Below are 22,373 nucleotides of genomic sequence, written 5' to 3'. Positions count from 1 at the left end.
GGGCAGTTTTGACACATCCCTAAGCTCTAAAACCGTTCGTTGAAACGAAACGGCAAAAGAGAGCCTGCGGCAGGGGGACTTATTGTAAAAAACGTATTTTTCAGGCCCGAAAGACATCCGAAACCGAACAAATATCAACCCACTTTTCAGCTGCCAAAAAGGGGCTTTTTCCTATGATCCGGCACCTTATCGCCATGAAGAGGGACTTTATTGCTCTGATCCGGAACTTTGTTGCCTTGAAGTCGGACTTCATATAGCACGAAATCAACCTTCAGAGCGACGAAGCGTTACTTCAAGGGAATTTTCTGCGCACCTCACAGCAACAAGCCTCCAAAATTTCCTTGGGATATTTGGAACGCAGCCCGTCTTCGTCCGCAAATATTCGATTCTCCGGGAGTTAAGGTTTATCACTTTGTCGGTGTTTCCGTCTTTCGACAATCAAATTGCACACTTTTTGAAATGGGCTGCGCACCTCATTTCATCTGTTGTCAGTCAAACAGGTTAAAACCGTGAAAAGAGTCAATTCAAAATCGATCAAGATTTCGGACGAAATAGAAAAACAGTCGAAACAGGGGGTTATTGTATATTCGCTTCCATGCCCATGAAAATCGAATTGCATGGGCATGGAAGGCAGAATGGATGGGCATGGAAATATATTTTGTAAATTTATTGTTTTATCACAAATAAGTATTTACATTTGAAACATTGTTAGCTTTAGAACATTTGCTCTGTTCCCAACAAATACAGAGAGTGAGATGGTAATGTTGTTGTATTTGTATTCTGGCAGCTTGCTTTTGACAAGAAAAGTGTGTTGAATAATTTTAACCGATTAATTTAAGAATGATGGTAAATAGTAGTTTTAAGTTTATAAAAAGAGTCTGTATGTTCTTATGTTTAGCTGTATGTTTTGGTTGCGACAGCAATTCTGATAGCGAAGAACAAATAGAGCAAACAGAACAAAGGCCCAACCAACCGACAGAAGCAATTGAAGCAAATCTCAATTGGAAGTTGGCTAAACTTGTAGAAGCTGGGGACGAAATAAAAATACCGGAAGAACTGCTAAAGTCTGAGATAGCATGTGTTATCCAATTTAAGGAGGATGGTACTTTTGATGGACGCATGACTGCAAACGAGATAAACGGTTCGTATGCTTTTAATAAGGAGACAGGAAAAATCGAACTTAAACTTGAAATGCTAACTCAGGTCTTAGATATCCTCTATGGCGATTTTGAAGAGATGTATCTTGATTATCTATTTAAGAAGGTATATTCCTATTCCCAATCTGATGACGGTTTATATCTGTATTTTGGTAAAGATAGTTATTTAAAGTATCAAGCTAAATAAAAAACATGGAAACTTTCCATAACAAAGAGGTTGCTCCGCATCACCCGGCTTTATAACCGGGCAGCGGGCAACCTCGTATTACCTGGGGACAACTTGTCCCTACATCAAAAACTTATTTTATCTATTCGAATCCTGCATGCTCCCCCTTGATGGAGAAAGAGTCGGCTTCACGTTTCTTCTCTCCTGTATATATCCATTCGATAGAATCTTCATAGGGTTTGCCATCTTTATTAACGACTGTCTTCACAATATTCTTTCCATCTGCCAGCGTAACATTGTCTATTATATAATGTACGTCCGTATAGCCCTTATGGATGCCAGACAGTTCTTTACCGTTCAGGAAGACTTTCGGTTCACCGATATTGGAATAGACGGTGATGGAAGTCACTTTTTTCTCGCGGTCCACATTGCGGCGTTGCGTCAAATAGAGGACAGGGTCTTCGCTCCAGTTTGCCTTATACCAGAAATAAGAATCTTTCTTCGTCTTGCGGTCGAACGTCACCAGACCTTTCATATTGCGGGCCGGAAGGTCGCCGCGGTTTGCCAGGGGTGTCGCGAAATCGAACGTATTCCACAGGTAAGAGGCAACAATATACGGATGTTTGGCAATCACACTCCACTGGTATTCGTGCGTCTTCGTCTGGAACGTTTCCGGATAGAACGGTTTTGTCCAGTTGAGCGAATTGTCGAGGTATTCCGTCTGATGAGCTAAGTTGGCGTCCGCTCCATATTCCGTCAGCATCAGTTTCTGATCCGGATACTCTTTTTCCAGGCCTTCCACCCAAGGCTCGATGTCCTGCAACTTCTTTTCGTACCAGCCGAAATAGCGGTTCATTCCCTGGATATCGGCATTCAAGTTGACCGGATGCTCCATGTGTCCGTAGCCATTCACCGAAACCGTGTAGCGGTCCGGGTCTTCCGTCTTCGCCAGATCGTGCAGCGACTTGGTCAGTTCCTTCGTGTATTCATGCGGGTGATAGACTTCGTTATGCAATCCCCAGACATAGATCGAAGGGTGGTTGAAACTCTGGCGGATCAGTTCGCGAAGCTGGTTGCGGGCATTCTCGGCCTCCTGTCCCGTCACACGGTTGACAAAAGGAATCTCCGCCCAAATGATCAGTCCCAGGCTGTCGCAACGGGAATACAGGTAGTCCGATTGCTGGTAATGGGCAAAACGGACGGTTGTCGCCCCGATATCCATAATGGTAGCCAGGTCGAAGTCGTGGTTTTCATTCTTCAAGGCGCTGCCCAATCCCCACCAGTCCTGATGGCGGGTGACGCCATACATCGGATATTTCTCACCGTTCAGGTAGAAACCTTTACCGGCCACGATCTCATACTTACGCAAACCCAATGGCTGGACAACTTCGTCGATCACTTTCCCGTCCTGAACGAGGCGGCTTACGACTTTATACAGGTAAGGATTCTTGCGTCCCTGCCACAAGGTCGGGTTCTTGATTTTGAAATCCGCCTCGAATGTCTGGACGCCCTGTGCGGTCAGGTCGAACGACCGGCTATCTGAGGCAACCTGTTTGCCCTCGCGGTCATAAACCGTGTTTTGCAACGTGAGCGGAGCAGGCTGCAAAGTCCCGTTATCCAGCTTCACTTTAATCTTTACATCGGCTTGTTTCCGGGATACATTCTTCTGGGTAATATAAACACCTGAAGAGGCGCAATCGGTGACACATATGTTATAAGGTTCGGTCACGATCAGCCACACCGGACGATACATGCCGCCATACACACCGAAGAGCACATGGTTGACAGGAATCACATCCGGGCGCGACGCATTGTCGGCTTTCACGATAATCTCATTATTCTCCCCCGCTTTCAGCAGCGTCCCGATCTCGCAGGAAAAAGCCGAGTAAGCTCCCTTATGCGTGGCGGCAAGCGAACCGTTCACATACACTTCAGCCGTAGCTCCCACACCTTCGAAACGGAGGAACACGCGTTTCCCTTTCATTTCAGCCGGAAAGAAATATTGTTTTTTGTAATAGGCAGCTCCTTCGTAGAAATTATTGAACTGCATCTGCATGTCTTTCGCATTCCAGGTATGAGGAATCTCCACTTCCGTCCATCCACTCTCCCATTTCGGCGCATTCACCGCTAACTCTTTACCCGCCGGCGCTTTCTTAAATACCCAGCCGGAATTAAACGATTCCACAATCCGGCCTTCAGCCTGCAAGGCAAAACATACGCAGGCCAGCAATAAGGTTAAACTCAATACTCGTTTATTCATGATGTTTTTATTGATTGAAGTGCAAAAATAAGATTATAACCCTTTCATACCGTGTAAAATCATCTCAATCCTGTTAAAAATCGTCTCCAAATCGTTATCTTTGCAGAATAGAGACGTACGGCCGTGCGTCTCTACTTTTACCAGGTCTAACTTAATTGAAAACTACAAATGATAAACAGACTCTATATTCTCTATATAATACTGGCGATGCTATATGCAAACCCGGCATATAGCATCGATTTTTTCTTCTCCCACCTGGGAGTAGAAAACGGCCTGTCGCAAGTTTCAGTTCTGGATATTTTTCAAGACTCGGACGGATATATCTGGTTCGGAACACGCAATGGAGCCAACCGCTATGACGGCTACGAATTCATTATCTACCAGAACGAAGTAAACAACACCGCGACATTAAGCGACAACTATATCCGGGGATTTGCCGAAGACAGCCGGAAAAACATCTGGATAGGGACCTCAAACGGCGTCAACTGTATCGATTATAAAACAAAGAATATAACCCGTTTCTATCCCCGTAGCATTAATAAGGATTGTACTTCCAATGTCATCAACAAGTTACTGAGACACTCGGACGGGAATGTCTATGCTTTTTGCAGCCGCTATATATTTAAATGTAAAACAGACCAGACAGTCGAGGCTATATCTGCAGACGAGGCAATCGCATCGCCGGTTTACTCTGTTGCCCAAGATAGACGGGGAGATATCTATGTCGGGACCGAAAACACAGGATTATATATTTATTCCGCCGACTGGAAATTAAAACATCACGTTCTCTCCGGCAATAATGGGGAAAACAACAAACTGCCTGCCGGCACGATCATGGCCATATTGCCGGATAAGGACGGGAATATATGGATCGGCCTGGATGAAAACGGGATCTGCCTTTTCAATACCCGAACACAAACCCTGACCCACCTGCATAAAGATAATTCAGGCCTGAACAACAACAGCATACGTACGCTTGTCTTTTATAACAATGATTCCATTTTAGCCGGTACCTTCGGAGGGCTAAGTATCCTGAATAAAAAGAATCTGACCGTAACGCCAGCCGGCATCGATATATCCGGCAAAGGCGGACTCAGCCACTATTCGATCCACAGCATGCTGATCGACAGGGATCAAACACTCTGGATCGGGACCTATTCCGCCGGGATCAATTACCATAGTCCTTTTTACCGGCCGGTCTCTTATATCACGACAAACGAATATGCCGGGATCATCGGTAAAGGACAAGAAGACAAATACGGAAATATGTGGTTCGCAACGGAAGGAGCCGGATTATTCTGCTATAACCCGCAGAACGGAAAGAAACAGCTCTATCCGATCAAACCGATTCAGGAAGGGAATTATGAAACCAATATAATTAAATCGATCCTGATACAGGGTGATTCAATCTTGTGTTCCACCCACTTCGGTTCGGTCTACCTGTTCTCTATCCGGGACAAACAATACAAAATGTTGTATAACTTCCGGCATAATGACATCTATTCCTTATATATAGACAGCAACAAGCGACTCTGGATTCCGACTAACAGCGACGAAGATCTCGTCATGATAGACAAAGGCAAGCAAATCAATTCGTTTGCAGCAAACGGGACGATCCGTTCCTTTAAGCGGATAACGATGATCAACGAAGTCCAGCCTGATCTTTTCCTGTTCGGATCACTCTCCGACAGCCTCTATCTGTATGATATGAAAAGAGAAACTGTCCGTAACCTTACTCCCGAACTGCAATCCGACCCTCAACTGGAGAGATTGGGGAATATTACGGCCATCCTGCAAGATCCCAATGGTTATATCTGGATTTCTACCGGTAAGAACGGCTTATACCGTCTGGATACTAATCTGAAACTCCTCAAACATTATCAGAAGGAGGACGGCCTGTCCGTTAGCCAGATCAGTTCGTTGACTATAGATAAGAACCGGAATCTATGGGTCGCAACCGGAAGATCTTTATATAAACTAAACCGCGAGACAGATACTTTCAGTGAATTGCAAATTGCAGATATACCGCCCCAGGAGTTTACTCTATTCTCGGGTAACAGTGTCTCTTCCGACGGTAACATCTATTTTCCCGGAGATAAAGGAATCCTATTTTTCGATCCGGACAAAATAATGTTCAACCCCAATATCCCGGAAGTCCATCTTACTTCAATGATCTTAAATAACAAGGAAGAGGTTATCGGTAAGACCGGGAATCAGTCGATCACGCTCGGGGCCAACCAGAATAATATCACATTCAAATACACCGCTTTGAATTTCATTCATTCCGAAAGGAATCAATATGCCTATAAACTGGAGGGAGCCGACCCAACCTGGCACACGGTCGGCAATCGCCGGGAAGCCTACTACAGCAACCTGGCACCCGGAACTTACACTTTCCGGGTTAAGGCATCCAACAACGATGCTGTATGGAATCCGGAAGAAGCCATACTGCACATCACCATAAACCCGCCGTTCTATAAGACATGGTGGGCTTATCTACTGTACATCAGCCTTATCTCTTTCATCATCATCCGTGTTATCCGTTACCAGCACAACAAACATGAGCGGGAGCGGGAAATGCATTATAAACAGATGGAACAGGATAAGGTCAACGAATTGCACAAAGAACGAATGCGTATGTTCACCAATTTCTCGCATGAGTTACGTACGCCTTTAACGCTTATTATCAATCCGTTGAACGACCTGATGCAATATGCATCCTTCTCCCCGGAAGTCAAAAAGGCCCTGCAACTGATTAAAAAGAATACCGGCCGCATGTTACTTCTGGTCAACAACTTAATGGACATTCAGAAATACGAAGCCGGTAAAACGGTCTTGCAAAAAACATGTTTCAACTTCTCTGCTTTCATACAAGAGATGTATCATTCATTCGAAAGCGTCGCCAACAACCGGGAGATTACTTTCACTTTGGAAAATGAATTGCCGGATTCTTACCGGGTATGCTTCGACGAAGCCGAAATCGAAAAGATATTCTTCAACTTGCTTTCCAATGCATTCAAATTTACACCTTCGGAGGGACATATCACCCTTCGCGTCAGCACTGTCTTGCAGGCTGAATGCGAACTGCTCCCGAATTTCCCATCCCAATACAATTCGATTTTGGTAGAAGGTAAATATCTGTTTATCGAGGTTATCGATACAGGAAAAGGTATCAGCGATCAGGAAGCGGAAAAAATATTCGAGCCTTTCTATCGTTCGCAGGAAGATATACACCGGCAGATATCCGGTACCGGTATAGGTTTAAGCCTGACCCGTTCCATTATCCTGCAACACAACGGCTGTATCTGGACAGTCAGCTCGGAAGAGAAGGGGACACATTTCATGTTTATCCTTCCCGATACAGAGGAACAGGAAGTCACGATATCAGAGGAACCTGTCCTGTCGAAGTCCGCAGAAATCAGCAAGAAATTCAATCTGCTGGTCGAAGAGACAGAAAACAAGAACAAGCAAACAATTCTGCTGGTGGACGACAACCAGGAAGTGCTCCAATACCTGGAGCAACAACTCAGCCTCGATTACATCATACTGAAAGCATTCAACGGGAAAGAGGCATTAACTGTAATCGAAGAATCATTCCCGCATATCGTAGTCAGTGATGTCATGATGCCTGAAATGAACGGGCTGGAACTGTGTAAGCGTATCAAAGAAAACCAGAATTACTGCCATATCCCGGTTATACTGCTTACCGCCAAGTCTATGGTATCCCAGATAGAAGAAGGGTTGGAAGCCGGTGCCGACGATTATATCGTGAAGCCGTTCCAGGTATCCCTGTTGAAAGCGCGTATCCGGAACATACTTTCCCTGCGCGAGAAGATGAAGACGATCTACGGGGAATCGCTCTCGCTCAAGCAACTCGGAGTGGAAGAGCCGAAGGAAAACAATGATTTTCTCAAACAGTACATCGATATTGTAAAGGCCAACATTTCCAATCCGGAACTCGATGTATCCGTCATCTATGAAGCATTAAACATGAGCCGGACTAATTTCTACAGAAAAGTAAAAGCCGTAACCGGTTTATCTCCTATCGAACTGATAAAGAATATTCGTCTTGAGGCAGGAGCTAAACTGTTAAAAGAGTCGGACATGAATATTTCCGAGATCGCGCAACATGTCGGTTTCAGTAGCCGTTCTTATTTTGCCCGCAGTTTTAAGGCCGTCTACGGAATGTCGCCGACAGAATATCAGGAAACAGAGTCTCAAAATTCATCAAAATAAATGTTTTTTAGCACGTTGGTATATTTTTATCCCCTTTTGGAATGAAATTACTCGTTCTTGCCTTGCATCTTTCATTCTTTTGACACAAAAAACAAATAGGACCGACAGGTTAAGTATTAATTGTTTAATGTGCTAATAAATTATGAAAGGCATGAACAGACAACTACGAGGGAATTTGCCTCCCAATGAAAAGGCTAACGGAAAGAACAGGTTTCTTTCTTTGCTACTAATCTTTATGGCGTTTATATCCGTACAGGTATATGCGCAAGAAGTAAAAATCACCGGTACGGTAATTGCTGAAGCCGACAAGTTTCCGATTATCGGAGCCAACATTCTGGTAAAAGGTTCGACTATCGGTACTGTTACCGATGCAGACGGAAACTTCTCCCTTGACGTACCCCAAAACTCCACAATCGTTGTTTCATACATCGGATGTGAATCGCAGGAAATCAAAATCGCAGGAGCCAAAACGCTGAACATTGTTTTAAAAGACAATGCCATCGGCTTGGATGACGTTGTGGTAATCGGTTACGGTTCTCAGCGTAAATCAGACTTGACAGGCGGCATCGTCGCTGTGGGCGAAGACAAGCTGAAAATGGTTTCAACAAACAACCTGATGGACAAGCTGGCCGGCCAGATTCCGGGTATGAACGTAACAACCGGCAATGCAAAGCCGGGTGAAGACCAGTCTCTGCGTGTACGTGGTGAAAACTCACTGAGTGCAGACAACTCTCCGCTGATCGTTATGGACGGTATTCCTTACAGCGGTTCTTTGGGAGATATCGATCCGGATATCATCGAGAACATGTCCGTATTGAAAGATGCATCTTCTGCTGCCATCTACGGTTCACGTGGTGCCAACGGTGTAATCCTGATCCAGACAAAGAAAGGTAAAAAAGGCGCACCGACCGTAACATACAAAGGACAAGTCGGTATGCAACAGGCACAGCGCCGCATCGACATGATGAAAGGCGATGAATATGTAAAATATACGCAGGACTACAACCGCATGAAATACGGTTATTCCGGAGATCAGCTCGACCCGCTGACGCTGCTCAACCCGAGCGAACGTACTAACTACCAGAATGGGTCTGAACTGGACTGGCAGGACATCATGTTCCGCAATGCGCTGACAACCAGCCACCAGATTAGTATTTCCGGTGGTACGGATGCAACAACTTACATGGCATCGATCTCTCACCTGAGAGAAGACGGTGTAATGGAGAACACCGGATTAAAACGTACCAACATCGCATTGAACATCACACAGGTATTAAACAAGTGGTTAACCGTCGGAATGGGAACACAAGCCATTCAAAAAGAATTCGGCGGAGAACAGCCTTACTTGGAAGCCGGACTGAAAATGAGTCCTTACGGTATTTACAAAGATGAAAACGACCGTTACGTCGACTATCCGATGGACCAGACTTTGTTCTACAATCCAATGGCTAACATCGACGCAACAAGCGACAAAACAAACCGTAACGTCTTTATTTCCACTTTCGCAGAAATCCAGTTCCCTATCGACGGCTTGTCATTCCGTACAAACTTCGGTTACAACTACCGTAACAACTTTGTCGGATCCTACTACGGAAGAAATACGCTTTCCGGTAAGAAGGTGAATGGGTCTGCCTCTATCGAGAACATCCATTATTATGATTATACATGGGAAAACCTCCTGAAATATAACAAGACATTCGGCTTGCATAAAATCGATGCAACAGCTTTGTTCAGTATGCAGGAAACAACTAAGAAGGAAGCTAAAGAATCAGGCGAGAGCTTTGTAAACGATGATTCCGAATACCACAATATGGCCGGTGCCGAAAAGAATAAGGAAATCACATCCAAACTGACGGAAACAGCCATGTTATCTTATATGTTACGTTTGAACTATTCGTATGCCAACAAGTATTTACTGACGTTGACAGGCCGTTCGGACGGTTACTCTGCATTCGGTGCGAATAACAAATATGCATTCTTCCCCTCTGTGGCTGCAGCATGGAACATTTCTTCCGAAGATTTCATGGAAAGCCAGTCAAACTATATGGATATGTTGAAAGTCCGTTTATCATGGGGTTCCAACGGTAACCAGGCTATCAATGCTTATCAGACACTCGACCGCCTGACACTGACCAACTACATCTGGGGTGACAACGGAACAGTCGTAAACGGTGCTTTCCTGCCTACGAACGGTGTCGGTAACCCGAACCTGAAATGGGAAACTTCACGTACAATCAATGCCGGTATCGACTTCAGTTTCTTCAACGGCCGCCTTTCCGGTAATATCGATATGTATGTGGTAAATACGAAAGATTTATTGATGAGCCGTACCGTACCTTATATGAACGGTTACAAATCAATCATGGACAACGTCGGTAAAACCCGTAACAAGGGTGTTGAAATCGCTTTAAATTCGATCAATATCCAAAATCAGGAATTCAGCTGGAGCACAAACGTGAACTTCTCCCTGAACCGCGACAAGATTATCGAACTGCGTGGCGACGGAAAAGATGATATCACGAACAAATGGTTTATAGGAGAACCTTTACGCGTGTTCTATGACTACGACGTTATCGGTACATGGCAGGAAAATGAAACTTATGTTGAAAACGGACATACAATCAAATGGGATGCCGCAAGCGGAAAATATCTGAATGAAGAAGGTAAAGAATATCAGAAAGGCGCTGTTCCGGGTTCTGCCAAACTGGAAGATAAAGACGGAAACGGTTCAATCACTGCCGACGACAAGAAAATTATCGGTTCCAAACTGCCGAGCTTCCTGTTGTCAATGGGTAACCGTTTCGATTACAAGAATATCTATTTCTCATTCCTCCTGAACGGTGTATTCGGACAAACAAAAGAGTTGCACGATTACAACTTCGACCGTTGGATGCCGACATTCAACTATATCAGTGGAATGGATTACTGGACACCGGAAAACCCGACTAATAAAATGACATCGCCGTCATATGTTCCTTATGACAAACATTCATTCTATAAAAAGGCAAATTATGTAAATGTCAAGAATATCACATTAGGCTATACTTTCCCGAAAACAACTTTAAATGCGATCGGAATCAGTGCCTTGTCTGTTAATGTCAGTGTCAATAACCTCTATACATTCAGTAATATCGACAATTTCCTGAATCTGGATGATAACGATGTTAACAGGAATATCCTTGTAACCTATCCTACTGCCCGTTCTTATATGTTCGGATTAAATCTTACATTCTAAACTTATTAAAGAGAAATAAATTATGAAAAATATATTAGCGGCAGCTGCTGCAACATTTTTATTAGTAACATCCACCGGCTGCTCCGGCTTCCTGGATGAAGATCTGAAAAGTTCACTGGCTCCGGACAATACCTATACGAGCAGCTATGGCTTTGAAGTCGGTGTAACCGGCCTATACGGTTGGGCACGCTCCGAGTTTAACACTTGGGGAGGCGGTACTACAGGAAGTGGTACAACAAGCCAAGGACAGGCTTGTCCGTACGAATCATTCCAGGTTGGAACAGATATCGTTTATGCCGGTCATGGTGACGGTTCGTTAGTTCCTTTTGAAAACTTATCCTACACACCGTCCACTACATTTGTTACGTCTTACTGGAACTGGGGATATGGCTTGATCGCTTCCTCAAATGAAATCCTTGAATATTCGGAAGGAGATGTAAGCTGGGATAAACCGACAGACAAAGCCTACTACCAGGCTGTCGCCCGTTTCTTCCGCGCTTATGCATACCGATACCTGGTATATCTGTACGGAGATGTTCCTTATGTAGACAAAATCGAGAAAAACTTCCGCATAGACTTCACCCGTACTCCTAAAACTGAAGTATTAGGCAAGATGATCGAAGACTTGCAATTTGCAATCGCAAATCTTCCGGAAGATCCGGACAAAGTGGAAGTCGGCCAGCTGACAAAATGGGCCGCCCAACACATGCTGTCGGAAGTTTATCTTATGGCAGGTAAATATGCTGAAGCAGAAGCTGCAGCCAAAGCAGTTATCGACTGTGGTTACTTCAATCTGATGACTTCACGCTTCGGTGCCGATAAAGATCAGCAGGGAGATCCGTTCTCCGATATGTTCAAAGAGTATAACCAGAACCGTACTTCCGGAAACAAGGAAAGTATCTGGGTTATGCAGCTTGAATATAATACAACCGGTGGTGGTGGAGAATATGAAGACTGGACAAAACGCGCCTGGGTTCCCAAATACTACAATGAAGACGGTTTCGTATTGGCTGATACTTTAGGAGGCCGCGGCCTGGCACAGATCGTTCCGTTCAAATGGTGGATCGAAAGCAGTGATTTCTTTGCTGCAACTGATATCCGTAACTCTGAATATAACATCAAGAGAAACTGGTATTACAACGATGTCACCTCTGATAAATATGGAAAGAAGGCTGATTTTACAGATGATACCTGGTCGAAACTTACCTTATTCCCGGCTGTAACCAAGTTCTTCTACGGAAAAGCAGATAACCTGAGCTATGGTGGTAACAACAAAGACCGTATGAAATTCCGTTTAGCTGAAACATACCTGCTGTTAGCAGAAGCTCGTTTGATGCAAAACAATGCACAAGGTGCAGCAGAAGCAATCAACGTGATCCGCAAACGTGCAAATGCCCCTGAGATTACGGCAAGCCAAGCAACAATCGACTTCCTGCTGGATGAACGTATCCGTGAGCTGGTCGGAGAAGAACTGCGCCGCTTCACTTTAGTCCGCACAGGCAAGCTCGTTGAACGCGTAAAGAAATACAATCCGTATAGCAGCACGATGGATGAGCACAACACTTTGTGGCCGATTCCGCAGACAATCATCGATTCTAACACAGGCGCTGAATTCCCGCAGAACCCTGGGTATTAATATAGGATTCCAATACCTACACACTTATATTGAAAGGAGCTATGCCGCAGGGTATAGCTCCCTTTCTTTTTATAGGCGGAAGGGGTTTGGTACGTTTTTGAATCATTTTGAGATGATATTATTATACCAGGAGCCTTATCTTTCTTATTTTTGATGCAGAATTAAAATGATTAACACCAAGATTACAGTATCATGAAAACAATCAAGTATCTATCGGCAGGCTTATCTATTTGTGCCTGCACCTGTTTAGTAAATAATATGCCAACGAAAGCAGAAACCTCCAGCCCGGCCGTTACTGTCACTACCGGCAACTGGAACCGGCAAAGCGTAATGGACGTTGCCCGCAAGGTTGCCGACTGGCAGATCAAAGATTATCCCGATAATCAATACGCCAAGAGCGAACCGCGCGGCTGGGTGCCCGGCGCACTCTACATGGGAATGTACGACTGGGCGGAGCTCAGCAACGACAATACCTATTACGACTGGCTGCGGAAAATATTCAACCGCCAGAGCTGGCAGGTCGCCAACAGGATGTACCATGCCGACGATGTCTGTATCGCACAAACCTATATCGATTTCTATAACAAGGAAAAGAATGAGAACATGCTGAAGCCGACCATTGCCCGTGCGGATTGGGTCGTAAACAACCCTTCTAACGGAAGCATGGACCTGGACTATAGCAAGGGCAGCACGATCGAACGCTGGACCTGGTGCGACGCGCTCTTCATGGCACCGGGCGTCTATACACGCCTCTACACGCTGACCGGCAACCGTAAATATATGCACTTCGCAGACGGCGAATTCCGTGCGACTTATAATTACCTGTACGACAAAGACGAACATCTGTTCTACCGCGACAGCCGCTATTTCGACCAGCGGGAAGCCAATGGTAAAAAAGTATTCTGGGGACGCGGTAACGGTTGGGTGATCGGCGGCCTGGCCGAGATATTGAAAACGCTTCCGGCCAGCGATACCGAATATCGCCCCTTCTACCTCAGCCTCTTCAAAGAAATGAGCGAACGCCTCGCCGGATTGCAGGGTAAGGACGGTTACTGGCATGCCAGTCTGCTGGACCCGGACAGCTATCCTTCACCCGAAACAAGCGCGACAGGATTTGTCGTGTATGGCCTGGCCTACGGAATCAACCAGGGCTATCTGCCGGCAGACCAATATCTGCCTATCGTCAAAAAAGGTTGGGAAGCATTGGTGGCCGCTGTCGAAGCAGACGGCAAGTTAGGTTGGGTACAACCTGTAGGAGCCGATCCGAAGAAGGTGACACGCGAGATGACGGAATTATATGGCCCGGGCGCATTCCTGATGGCAGCATGTGAAATTTACAAATTAGCAGACAAATAATGCTCCGGTACAAAGTATATTTGCTCTTGGCGCTCCTCTCCTGTTCCCTGCCTGCATTCTCCACTGCGGACGGAGTGGATTCGTTACGCCAGATACAGATCAACGACCTGAAGACACAGATCGGGTGGGTAAACCCGTCTGCCATGCGTGCCTATCTGGACGATACGAAACAGTCGTTAGGCGATAAAGCCCCCACGCTTTACCAAAAACTTTCCGAACTGGAAGCACTCCTGCCGGAAGTACGGCAAGCGCTTTCCGCCACAGCCTCCGACGAGGCGATCGGCAATGCCCGGAAACTGCTGGCGCTGAAACGGGAGATCATGCTTGCCAACCCGTTGTTGGACGTAGATCGTATAGTAGCCGCCCGCTACCGCCTGGGCCATAAGTCCCGTAAGGCTATGGGACCGTCGATGGGAACTTCGACGGCAAACTACAACTCGCTTTTTTCCAATTCACGCAAAGGATATGATGCCGAGATCGACATCCTGTCCGACCTGCGGGGCGAGGTCAAGAGCGAACGCATCTACAAGCCGGAAGCCGACGTGCCCGTCTCCGACATACAACTGCATTGGGACGCCGACCGCCTGCTGTTCTCCTCCCTCGATGCGAACCGGAAATGGCAGATATACGAAATAAAGACCGACGGGACAGGCCTTCACCAAAAGATTACAGTCGATGAGCCGGATCTGGAATTTTGCGATGCAAACTACCTGCCGGACGGAAAGGTGGTTGCCACGACCAATATCGGCTATAACGGCGTGCCTTGCGTACATGGCGACGATGTGGTTGCCAACCTGGTCTCTTACGATCCCGAGACACATGACTTGCGCCGCCTAACATTCGACCAGGATGGCAACTGGTCACCAATCGTGATCCCGAACGGCCGCATCATGTACACCCGTTGGGAATACACCGACCTGACACACTATTTCTCCCGTATCGTGATGCACATGAATCCTGACGGAACGGAGAACAAGGCGCTTTACGGCAGCGGTTCCTACTTTCCGAACAGCACGTTCGACATGAAACCGCTATCCAAGCACAGCAGCCGCTTCGTCGGCATCATCTCCGGACATCACGGCACAGCACGTTCGGGGCGGCTCGTCATCTTCGACCCTGCCAAAAGCCGTAAAGAGGAAAAAGGGATGATACAGGAACTCCCGTTCAAAGACCGTCCGATCGTTCCGCTTATCAAAGACGAACTGGTCAAAGGCGTCTGGCCGCAGTTTATGAAACCGTTCCCGCTGAACGAGAAATATTTCCTGGTTGCCTGTAAGCCGGCGGAAGATGCACTATGGGGAATCTATCTGGTCGATGTGTTCGACAACCTGACTTTGATTGCCGAACAGGAAGGCGAAGGACTGACCGCCCCTATCCCATTGGCAAAACGCGAAACGCCTCCCGTCATCCCGTCGAAGATCAAGCCGGACAGTAAGGAAGCGACCGTTTTCATACAGGACATCTATGAAGGGGAAGGCACACAGGGCATCCCGCGCGGGACAATCAAATCGCTCCGCATCTTCGCTTACGAGTACGCCTATATCCTGGCTCCGTCCGACCACGACGCACAGGGCATACAGAGCGGATGGGACATCAAGCGTGTGTTAGGCACAGTTCCGGTAGAGGAAGATGGTTCAGCGCTTTTCACCATCCCTGCCAATACCCCTGTCTCCATTCAACCGTTGGACAAAGACGGGGCGGCAGTACAATGGATGCGCAGTTGGTTGACGGGCATGCCGGGCGAGATCGTTTCCTGCATCGGCTGCCATGAGGACCAGAACACCATGCCTATTCCCAAGCGTACAATTGCTTCGGCCAAACAGGCGCGCCGGCTGGAAACACCGGAAGGCGGCGTCCGTCCTTTCACGTTCCGTCTCGAAGTACAACCGGTACTGGACCGAAACTGTGTCTCCTGCCACGATGGGACAACCGCCGAACCCGATTTCCGTAAAGACCGGATGGTCACCTATAAACGGGGAATACTGACGAAGATCAACAAGCAGTTCGACCAGAGCTATCTGAACCTGCATCCATACGTTTACCGGCAGGGGCCGGAGTCGGACATCTACGTCCTGAAACCGGCGGAGTTCCACGTCAGCAACAGTGAACTGATCCGCATCCTCCAAGCCGGACATCACGGCGTGCAGGTCCCGGACGAAGATATGCGCACGCTCTACACCTGGATCGACCTGAACGCCCCCTACTCCGGAGCGTTCACACAGATCGACCTGAAACCGGAGTCGCCCAAGAATCAGGTAGAGCGGCGGATGGAACTGGCGGAGAAATACAGCGGCGTACGGGTAGACTGGCAAAAAGAGATTGCCGACTATGCCGATTGGCTGAAAGAAAACAAGACAGACCCGTTCCCGCGCTCGACGCAGGATCGCAAAGACACCGTATCTTCTTCCAAGCTCGCTTCCATGCGGCCCCGCGTCAAGCGCGGGGACAAGGCTGGTGCGACCCGCCGCCTGACTATCGCCCCCAACGTGCACATCGACCTGGTCTGGATTCCGGCCGGCAGCTTCGTGATGGGCAACAACCGGACACCGGCAGCTTCCCCCGCTTTCAAAGCAGATGTGAAGAAAGGCTTTTGGATGAGTACGACCGAGATCACAAACAAGCAATTCTGCTCGCTCTTCCCGGAACACGACAGCCGTTACATCGGACAGACCTGGAAGGATCATACAACGCCCGGCTATCCGGCCAACCGCCCGGATCAGCCCGTCGTACGTGTCAGCTGGGAAGAAGCGAACGCTTTCTGCCGCAAGATCAGCGAGATGTCAGATTGCACAGCTTCGCTCCCTACGGAAACACAGTGGGAATGGGCGGCACGGGCCGGAAGCGCAGATGATTTCTGGTTCGGCTCTGTCAACAGCGATTTCGGCAGCTACGAAAACCTGGCGGACAGTACAACCGTAGACCTCGCCGTAACAGGCGTAGACCCCAAACCGATGCGCCCGACCGATCCGATGCGCCGGTTCTGGGACTTCCTGCCGAAGGTGTTGAACGTGAACGACCATCAACTGATCAGCTGCCCGGTTGCCTCTTACCGTCCCAATCCCTGGGGATTATATGATATGAACGGAAATGTGGCGGAATGGACGGCATCCGGCTACGTCTCTTATCCCTTGAAGGAAAAGGGGAACTACCCGGAAGCAGAAAAGAGGGTTGTGCGCGGCGGTTCCTGGCGCGAACGTCCCCAATACTCCACTTCGGCTGTCCGCAAGGCGTATCTGCCCTGGCAACGGCCGATGAATGTCGGGTTCAGGATTATTGTAGAGGATGCGGACTTGTAATTATGGATAGTGATTCATTTTAATTACATTTGTCTCATCATTATAACAATTGAAATATGAAGATTATCACATACAACGTAAACGGACTGCGTGCCGCCGTCGGAAAAGGACTTCCCGAATGGCTCGCCCGGGAACTTCCCGATGTGCTTTGCCTGCAGGAAACCAAGTTGCAACCGGATCAATTCCCTGCCGAACCGTTCGAGGCGCTTGGTTATAAGGCCTGGCTCTACAGTGCACAGAAAAAAGGATACAGCGGTGTCGCAATCCTGAGCCGCCGGGAGCCGGATCATGTGGAGTATGGAATGGAAATCGAGAAGTACGACAATGAAGGGCGTTTTATCCGGGCGGACTTCGGAGAGTTGTCGGTTGTCAGCGTCTACCATCCTTCGGGAACGAGCGGCGACGAGCGGCAGAGCTTCAAGATGGAGTGGCTGGAAGATTTCCAAAACTATGTGGTGGAACTGCAAAAATCACGTCCGAAGCTGATTCTCTGCGGCGACTACAATATCTGCCACGAAGCGATCGACATCCACGATCCGGTGCGCAATGCCACGAACAGCGGTTTCCTTCCGGAAGAGCGCGAATGGATGACCCGTTTCCTGAATGCCGGCTACGTCGATACGTTCCGCCTGCTCCATCCGGACAAACAAGAATATACATGGTGGAGCTACCGGTTCAGCGCCCGCGCTAAAAACAAGGGATGGCGCATCGATTATTGCATGGTCAGCGAACCGCTGAAACCACAGGTTGATGCCGCCTATATCCTGAACGAGGCGGTCCATTCGGATCATTGCCCGGCAGTGATAGAAGTTAAGGATTGAACTAATCAGGCGTATTGGTTCTAAGCAATAGGGTACCTGTGGTTCCAACCAATCAGCCGTATTGGTGGTAAGCAATAGGATACCTGTGGTTCTAAGCAATCAACCGTATTGGTTCTAAGCAATAGGGTGCCTGTGGTGGTAAGCAATAAGGCACCTGTGCTTTTCAACCTTCTATCATCGCCTTTACGGCTTCCATGTATGCAGCCAGACGGGTACTTTTGAGGACTTTCTTTCTTAATTTCTTTTCGGCATCAGGTAGTAGATAATCCCAAACGGTTTTGATTTTATCCAGTACCTGATGCTCTCCACCTTCCAGACGGGAACTGTAGCTTTCCAACAACAACGCATGAAAAGCATGCAGTTTATCCTTCTTTTCCTGAACGGATAGAGAGACGCCGGACGAATACTCGGCTGCTAACCAGGGGAAAGCGAGCAAGCCGCGTCCTAACATCACGCCTTTCAGACGGGGGAAGCGGGCGGTTATCGAATGAATATCCGCAAGTGTATGGATATCGCCGTTATAAAACAACGGATGGGTACATTGGGCGTAGAAGCGGGAGAAAGCATCTTCGTCCGTAGCGCCTTTATACTGCTGCGTGCCAATCCTCGGATGGAGCGTCAGGTGCGTGAGCGGCAATTCGTTCAGGAAAGGTAAAAGAGCCTGCGCCTCATCTGCCGAATCCCACCCTAAGCGCAGCTTGACGGAAAACCGGATATCCGGAAATTCACAGATTGTTTCCAGCATCTTCTTCGCCTCATCAGGATAAGGCAATATCCCGGCTCCCCGGTGCAGCCGCGCCTGCATGGGGAAAGGACACCCCATGTTTATATCGGCACGCCGGTAGCCGCACTCCCTAAACAAGGTGGCAATCCGACGAAACTCTTCGGGTGAAGAGGCTATCAACTGAGGGACGACCGGAGCCGACAGATTCCCTTCGGGGGCGATATCGCGAAGCTCCTTATTCCGGAAACCCTCCCTTTCCAGACGGACGAAAGGGGTATAATAGGCTTCGACTCCACCGAAGACTTGTGCATGAGCTTCTCGATACGCCGAATCGGTATATCCCTGCAAAGGGGCAAAATGGATTGTATAAGGCATCAGGGAAACATGTCTAAGAAGAGTGAATGAAGACGGGCTTTCGCCAACTCGAAATCCTGCGCTGCGCCCAACTCCTTTTCCAGGGAGGTGACGCCTTTGTCTTTAAAGCCGCAGGGGTTGATCAGAGAGAAATAGCTCAGATCGGTATTGATGTTCAATGCAAAGCCGTGCATCGTCACGAAACGGCTGCTTTTCACGCCGATCGCACATATCTTACGCGCTTTCCCCGGCACATCGGGATCGATCCAGACGCCTGTCGCACCCGGCAACCGTTCGCCTTTGATGCCGTAAAGAGCGAGGAAACGGATAATCGTCTCTTCCAATATGTCGATATATTGCTTCAATCCCAACTTCCAGCAATCGAGGTCGAAGACCGGATAGCCGGTGATCTGTCCGGGGCCGTGATAAGTGATATCTCCTCCGCGGTTGATATGATAGAAAGAGATGCCACGGTCGGCAAGCAGCTCTTCCGGGATGAGCAGATTGGCATCTTTCCCGCTTTTGCCGATTGTCAACACCGGCAGGTGTTCACAAAAGAACAGATGGTTTTCGGCGGAACTGTTTTGTGCCTTCGCTTCCAGCAAGGCATTGAAAGCGGCCGTCTGGCGTTCCAGCGCATTCTCATACTCGATGCGTCCGAGGTCGTGATATACAAAGTGATTCATATGATTACCATTCTTGTGTAAATACTTTTGCATCTGCCCGCAGCTTCTTCCGTTTACGCACTTTCTTACTACCGGATTCGGGATCGGGATCACCACTGTCATGCCCCATTTCGATCTTGAGCAACTTGCCCATGAGCGACATGATCTTCGCCTGCCGCTTCAGCATATAGGGAGACGGTTTTGCCGAATTGAACCGGCGGGGATTGGGCAGTGTGGCGGCAATCAGAGCCGCTTCCGCTTTCGTCAGTTTATAGGCTGGCTTCTTGAAATGCGCCTGCGCGACTGCTTCGGCGCCATAAATACCGTCGCCCATTTCGATCGAGTTCAGATAGACTTCCATGATGCGCTCCTTTCCCCATATCCATTCGATCAGGACGGTGAAGTAGGCTTCTATCCCCTTGCGCAGATAGGTCTTTCCGGGCCAGAGGAATACATTCTTGGCTGTCTGCTGCGAGATTGTGCTGGCGCCGCGTACACGTTTGCCTTTCTCGGCATCGGCACGGGCTTTCTGGATTTGTGTCATATCGAACCCGTGATGATCGAGAAAGAGGTTGTCTTCCGAAGCGACAACCGCCTGCGCCAAAGGCTGGGCGATCTTTTTCATCGGAACCCACTTATGCTCCAGCTTAAAGGGCTTGCCGTCCTGAAACTGCTCATACATCCGGATAAACATCAGCGGAGTATAATAGACAGGAACAAACTTATAAGCCACGACAGCCAGCAAACTGGATATAAACAGGAACAACAGCAGGTTCCGGCTCCATATTAATATTTTCTTCAGTATGTGCATTTATATTTATCCGACTCTATTCTGCCGGCAAACTTACTGAATTATTTCCAATACTGTTCCATCTGTTCTAATGTCTTTCCTTTCGTTTCGGGCACAAACTTCCAGATAAACAAGGCGGCCAGGATTCCCATGATGCCGTAAATCCAGTAGGCCATGCCATGATTGAACGTTTCCATCAGATACTGGTTCTTGTCCAACATCGGGAAGGTCCAGGAAACGAGGAAATTGGCGATCCACTGCCCGGCAACGGCAATGCTCATCACCGTCGAACGGATCGTATTCGGGAAAATCTCTGCCAGCAACACCCAGCAGACTGGTCCCCACGACATGGCAAAACCAGCCGTATAGACCAACATGCAAACCAGCGAACCGACACCGACGGAATGCGTATAGAATGTCGTCCCCAGAACCATCATCGAGACAGCCATAATCAAAGCCCCGATAATCATCAGCGGGCGGCGTCCGAACTTGTCGACCGTAAAGATAGCCAACACGGTAAAGGACAGGTTCACAGCTCCCACCACGATCTGCTGCAACAGGGCGGCATCGGTAGCAGCCCCCATCGTCTTAAAGATTTCCGGCGCATAATAAAGCACGACATTGATCCCGACAAACTGCTGGAAACCGGACAGCAACACGCCGACAAGAATAATCAGCATCCCGAAAGAACGGATCGGGAACACCAACGAGACGAAGAAACTGCCGATCAGGGCAATCTCCAGCGCACTTGTATTACCGGCCAGTTCCAATGCCCCGTATGAAAGCAGGAACAACACCAGCCACATCCCCATAAACAGGAAATAAGGGCGCATGGAAGGTTCCTGTCTCTTGAAACTTTCCTTGATCTCTTCCAGTTCGGGTCCGGCACTCTCCTTCCCCATCAAACGGTTCAGGACAGACAAGGCCTTCTCCGTCTTCCCGCGCATCACCAGATAGCGGGGAGTCTCCGGCACAAACATCAGCAGGACAAAGAAAAGCAAGGCCGGGATAATCTCGGACGCAAACATCCAACGCCAGCCTATCGAATTGAGCCATGCAGCATCTCCCTGCAAGGCAATACTGTAGTTCACAAAGTAGACAACAAGCATACCGAAGATAATGGCAAACTGGTTCCACGACACCAGGTTCCCCCGCCTGTCGGCAGGTGCCATCTCGGCGATATACATCGGAGAGACCATGGATGCCAGGCCGACACCAATGCCCCCGAGAATACGATAACACACAAAAAGATACATAAAAGTATGATCTCCGCTCCCCGGCATCCCGACGAAGAGTTCCGGCCATGCCGAACCGACAGCCGATAACAGGAACAGCACGGCAGCCAGAATAAGCGTCGGCCTCCGTCCATAGCGCTGGCTGATCCAGCCGGCAAAGGATGCACCCAGGATGCAACCGATCAGGGCACTGCTCACAACAAAACCTTCCAACGCATTTGCCTGGTCTAAAGGTAACCCGAAAGGTTCAATAAAGAATTTACGCAGCGATTCGACCGTCCCGGATATCACTGCCGTATCATATCCGAATAGTAATCCACCCAGTGTGGCTACCAGGGTGATACCAAAGATGTAGTTGTTATTTTTCACGATATAGATTCTAATTATCGGCGTGTTGTAAAGATGCACGGCCGTGCATCTCTACGCACCGACAAATTATAAT

The 22,373-nt window shown here is 48.2% G+C and carries 12 protein-coding genes; 7 read left to right on the top strand and 5 right to left on the bottom strand.

Annotated features, from left to right (window positions below):
• Positions 1-882: 882 nt before the first annotated feature.
• A complete protein-coding gene (locus tag DWU89_RS14080; protein ID WP_122343661.1) occupies positions 883-1,344 on the top strand; it encodes a lipocalin-like domain-containing protein in 462 nt (153 codons plus the stop codon).
• A 121-nt stretch (positions 1,345-1,465) separates the two neighbouring features.
• On the opposite strand, the gene DWU89_RS14075 is transcribed toward DWU89_RS14080, so the two are convergent.
• Positions 1,466-3,583, bottom strand: a complete 2,118-nt coding sequence (locus tag DWU89_RS14075; RefSeq protein WP_115500268.1) for a glycoside hydrolase family 2 protein — start codon at positions 3,581-3,583, stop codon at positions 1,466-1,468.
• A 168-nt stretch (positions 3,584-3,751) separates the two neighbouring features.
• Here DWU89_RS14075 and DWU89_RS14070 point away from each other — a divergent pair, with 168 nt between their 5' ends.
• The 6 genes from DWU89_RS14070 (at position 3,752) to DWU89_RS14045 (ending at position 18,163) form a co-directional block, all read left to right on the top strand.
• Complete coding sequence (locus tag DWU89_RS14070) at positions 3,752-7,819, top strand: hybrid sensor histidine kinase/response regulator transcription factor (RefSeq protein ID WP_115500267.1); 4,068 nt, start codon at positions 3,752-3,754, stop codon at positions 7,817-7,819.
• A 151-nt stretch (positions 7,820-7,970) separates the two neighbouring features.
• The gene (locus DWU89_RS14065) at positions 7,971-11,054 is read left to right on the top strand and encodes a SusC/RagA family TonB-linked outer membrane protein (protein ID WP_115500273.1); all 3,084 of its coding nucleotides are present in this window, start codon (positions 7,971-7,973) and stop codon (positions 11,052-11,054) included.
• Between the two features lie 22 nt (positions 11,055-11,076).
• Complete coding sequence (locus tag DWU89_RS14060; RefSeq protein ID WP_115500266.1) at positions 11,077-12,690, top strand: RagB/SusD family nutrient uptake outer membrane protein; 1,614 nt, start codon at positions 11,077-11,079, stop codon at positions 12,688-12,690.
• Between the two features lie 189 nt (positions 12,691-12,879).
• Positions 12,880-14,046: a glycoside hydrolase family 88/105 protein gene (locus DWU89_RS14055; RefSeq protein WP_370038835.1), complete on the top strand. Its 1,167-nt coding sequence runs from the start codon at positions 12,880-12,882 to the stop codon at positions 14,044-14,046.
• Positions 14,046-17,342 carry an SUMF1/EgtB/PvdO family nonheme iron enzyme gene (locus tag DWU89_RS14050; RefSeq protein WP_115500264.1) on the top strand — a complete coding sequence of 1,099 codons (3,297 nt, stop codon included), beginning with the start codon at positions 14,046-14,048 and terminating at the stop codon, positions 17,340-17,342. The genes DWU89_RS14055 and DWU89_RS14050 overlap by 1 nt, the downstream gene beginning before the upstream one ends.
• Before the next feature lie 56 nt (positions 17,343-17,398).
• Positions 17,399-18,163 carry an exodeoxyribonuclease III gene (locus tag DWU89_RS14045; RefSeq protein ID WP_115500263.1) on the top strand — a complete coding sequence of 255 codons (765 nt, stop codon included), beginning with the start codon at positions 17,399-17,401 and terminating at the stop codon, positions 18,161-18,163.
• A 163-nt stretch (positions 18,164-18,326) separates the two neighbouring features.
• On the opposite strand, the gene DWU89_RS14040 is transcribed toward DWU89_RS14045, so the two are convergent.
• The 4 genes from DWU89_RS14040 to xylE are packed head-to-tail and all read right to left on the bottom strand — an operon-like array spanning position 18,327 to position 22,300.
• The gene (locus DWU89_RS14040; protein ID WP_115500262.1) at positions 18,327-19,262 is read right to left on the bottom strand and encodes a tRNA-dihydrouridine synthase family protein; all 936 of its coding nucleotides are present in this window, start codon (positions 19,260-19,262) and stop codon (positions 18,327-18,329) included.
• Positions 19,262-19,927, bottom strand: a complete 666-nt coding sequence (lipB, locus tag DWU89_RS14035) for a lipoyl(octanoyl) transferase LipB (protein ID WP_115500272.1) — start codon at positions 19,925-19,927, stop codon at positions 19,262-19,264. The genes DWU89_RS14040 and lipB overlap by 1 nt, the downstream gene beginning before the upstream one ends.
• A 4-nt stretch (positions 19,928-19,931) precedes the next feature.
• The gene (gene mtgA / locus DWU89_RS14030; RefSeq protein WP_115500261.1) at positions 19,932-20,717 is read right to left on the bottom strand and encodes a monofunctional biosynthetic peptidoglycan transglycosylase; all 786 of its coding nucleotides are present in this window, start codon (positions 20,715-20,717) and stop codon (positions 19,932-19,934) included.
• 41 nt (positions 20,718-20,758) lie between these two features.
• Complete coding sequence (xylE, locus tag DWU89_RS14025) at positions 20,759-22,300, bottom strand: D-xylose transporter XylE (RefSeq protein WP_115500260.1); 1,542 nt, start codon at positions 22,298-22,300, stop codon at positions 20,759-20,761.
• Between the last annotated feature and the right edge of the window lie 73 nt (positions 22,301-22,373).

It is taken from the genome of Parabacteroides acidifaciens (genome assembly GCF_003363715.1).
Lineage (GTDB): Bacteria > Bacteroidota > Bacteroidia > Bacteroidales > Tannerellaceae > Parabacteroides > Parabacteroides acidifaciens.
This window is presented reverse-complemented; position numbering and strand designations above follow the sequence as displayed.